The organism is Brevibacterium sp. 239c, assembly GCF_900169365.1.
Lineage (GTDB): Bacteria > Actinomycetota > Actinomycetes > Actinomycetales > Brevibacteriaceae > Brevibacterium.
This window is the reverse complement of the sequence record NZ_FXZH01000049.1, coordinates 1-2,655: the sequence shown is the minus strand read 5'-3', so window position 1 is coordinate 2,655 and position 2,655 is coordinate 1. Positions and strand designations below refer to the sequence as shown.

3 protein-coding genes are annotated in these 2,655 nt (G+C 60.9%); 2 read left to right on the top strand and 1 reads right to left on the bottom strand.

The window, feature by feature from the left end:
* Positions 1 to 182: hypothetical protein (locus BSP239C_RS20995; protein ID WP_219618944.1), on the bottom strand; the 182-nt coding region annotated here is incomplete at its 3' end.
* Positions 183 to 205: 23 nt separating this feature from the next.
* On the opposite strand from BSP239C_RS20995, the gene istA reads away from it, so the two are divergent.
* Together istA and istB are read left to right on the top strand one after the other, a co-directional pair.
* Positions 206 to 1,741: an IS21 family transposase gene (gene istA, locus BSP239C_RS20235; protein WP_101575091.1), complete on the top strand. Its 1,536-nt coding sequence runs from the start codon at positions 206 to 208 to the stop codon at positions 1,739 to 1,741.
* Entirely contained in the window at positions 1,741 to 2,517 is a 777-nt protein-coding gene (istB, locus tag BSP239C_RS20230; RefSeq protein ID WP_101575090.1) for an IS21-like element helper ATPase IstB, read from the top strand. Before istA ends, istB begins: the two co-directional genes overlap by 1 nt.
* The last annotated feature ends 138 nt before the right edge of the window (positions 2,518 to 2,655 follow it).

Genomic DNA, 2,655 nt, shown 5'->3' with positions numbered 1-2,655 from the left:
TGTTGGCGGCCATGGGAAACTGCCCATAGGCGGACAGTGGAAATGCCCACTCCTGGCCAGTAGAACTGCCCAGTGACGGCCACGATTTCTGCCCATCCGACCACATAGTGCCCCCGCTCAAGGGGGACGACCCCGAACCACTTCTCGGGGATGATGACGGTGTCTAATCGATCAGCATCCACCACGAGAGGGTCCGGGGCCGCTTATGAAGTCTGACGGAGAAATCATGGAAATTCTAGAAGCATTCGACTCGACTGGGTCGTATCGGGCCGCGGCCGAGATGGTGGGGTGTTCCCATCACACGGTCAAAGCTCACGTTGACGCCCGTAATCAGGGCCGGCCCGTGGGTACACCAGTCCGCCGCGACCGGACCACGGACGAGTTCATGGACAAGATCACGGAACTAGTGACTCGTTCAGGAGGCAAGATCCGCGCCGATAAAGTCCATCAACGACTGATCAAGCTCGGTTATCAGGGGTCGGAGAGATCGACGCGGCGCGCGGTCGCTGAAGCCAAGCAGATCCAGGAGAGGGCTGGTCGTCGTGTGCATCGGCCGTGGGTGGCCGAGCCAGGATTGTGGCTGCAATACGACTATGGTGATGGGCCCGTCATCGACGGGGCCAAGACAGTGTTGTTCATCGCGTGGTTGGCGTTTTCGAGATTCCGGATCGTGATCGCGCTGCGCGATAAGACCCTGGCGTCGGTGTTCATGGCCCTTGATCGCACGTTCCGACTCATCGGCGCCATCCCGACCTATGTCCTGACCGATAACGAGAAGACGGTCACGACGATGCACATCGCCGGTGTGCCCGTGCGCAACCGCGACACGGTCTCGTTCGCGAAGTACTACGGGACCACGGTCCTGACCTGTCAGCCGGCTGATCCCGCGTCGAAGGGTGGGGTGGAACGCTCAGTCCAGATCGCGAAGGCCGACTTGGTTCCCACGGCCACGAATCTGCTGGCCGAATACGCATCGTTTGCCGAACTCGAGATCGCGTGCCAGGAATTCATGGAAGGAGTCAATGCGAAAGAGCATCGGGTGACGAAACGGCGCCCGATCGACCTGATCGGCCAGGAGCTTGAGGTGATGCACCCTGTCCCGGACCGGGCCCATACGATCGCGTTCGGACTCTCGAGGAAGGTACCGGTCAATACGCCGATGGTGGCCTTCGAGTCCGGGCAGTACTCGGTGCCGCATGCGTTGATGGGTTGCGAGGTCTTCGTGAGGGTCCACGGAGTCGCCGATGGTGAACAGATCATTATTGTTGCCGCGGGCAGTGACGGGATTCGGGAGATAGCCCGACACGGCAGAGCACGGCCAGGATCGCCTGAGATCTGTGACGAGCATTTCCCAACCGATGCGACACGCAAGGTCCCCGGAGTCTACGCAATCCAGGCTAGGAACCGTGATGAGGAAGCCTTCCTGGACATCGGTCACGGGGCGCACGAGTGGTTACGTGAAGCAGCCGCAGCCGGGGTGCCGAGGATGCGAGTGAAAATGGTTGAGGCCGTGGCCCTGTCGCGTTTGCATGGTCGTGAGGATGTTGACGAGGCGTTAGGCACCGCAGCCGCCTATGGTCGCTTCGCCACGGGTGATGTGGCGTCGTTGCTGGCCCATCGAGTCAGCAATCAAGGCATCAGGAGCGCGGGCGAAGATGCCTCGCTTGCTCAAGGTACCGCCGGGTGGCAGGCGATTAGCATTCGACCGGTGACAGGGACTGCTGACGGGAGTGTGGCCTGATGGCGATCACACGTCAGGTGCCGGACTTAGATGCTGAGGTCGAGGCGATGATGCGACGGTTGAAGATGCCGTATGCGCGCACTCTTGCCCCGGAATTGTTGGCCACGGCGAAAGCTCAACGGTGGGAGCCCGTCGAAGTCGTGCGAGCTCTGCTGGTCGAGGAGGCTCGTGGTCGGTCGGCGGCGATGTTGGCGACCAGGCGCAAGCAGGCGGGTTTCCCCACGGGTAAGACGTTTGAGTCCTGGGATGAGGATGTGTCATCGATTCCTGCCCCGACGCAGCAGGGCCTTTCGACTCTGGAGTGGGTATCGCGGAAGGAGAATTTGGCTGTCTGCGGGCCCGCTGGCACGGGTAAGTCGTTCTTCCTGGAGGTGTTGGGCCACAAGATCATCGATGAGGGCGGACGTGTGTCCTGGCTGCGGCTGGACGATCTGGGCGGGCTCATCCGTGCCCATCGTCCCGATGATGGTGTTGCCAAGACTGTTCAGCGATTGTTGCGAGCCGATCTCGTTGTTATCGATGATATTGGGCTCTTACCTGTCAGCGATGATGCGGCCGAGGGTCTGTATCGGCTCGTCGATGCCGCCTATGAGAAACGCTCGATCGCGATCACGTCGAATTTGCATCCGTCTGGGTTTGACCAGCTCATGCCCAAGACAGTGGCCACGGCCACTGTGGATCGGCTCCTTCATCATGCGCACTTGATCGAGACCAGTGGGGAATCGATCAGGTTGAGTCAGGCTGTTGCTGGTGCGGGGGTGGTTGCCTTGAGCTGACGTGAACGAGCCTGGTGGTCGCGGCCGGACACAAATAAGTGGATGGGCAGAAAACGTGGCCGCCCGTGGGCAGTTCTGGTGGCCATCAGCGGGCACTTTTCGTGTCCGCCCGTGGGCAATTCCTAATGGCCGTTGACA

What these genes read in the sequence shown, in the direction of transcription:
- istA (WP_101575091.1), top strand. Translation starts at nt 206, where the DNA reads ATGAAGTCTGACGGAGAAATCATGGAAATTCTAGAAGCATTCGACTCG.
- istB (WP_101575090.1), top strand. Translation starts at nt 1,741, where the DNA reads ATGGCGATCACACGTCAGGTGCCGGACTTAGATGCTGAGGTCGAGGCG.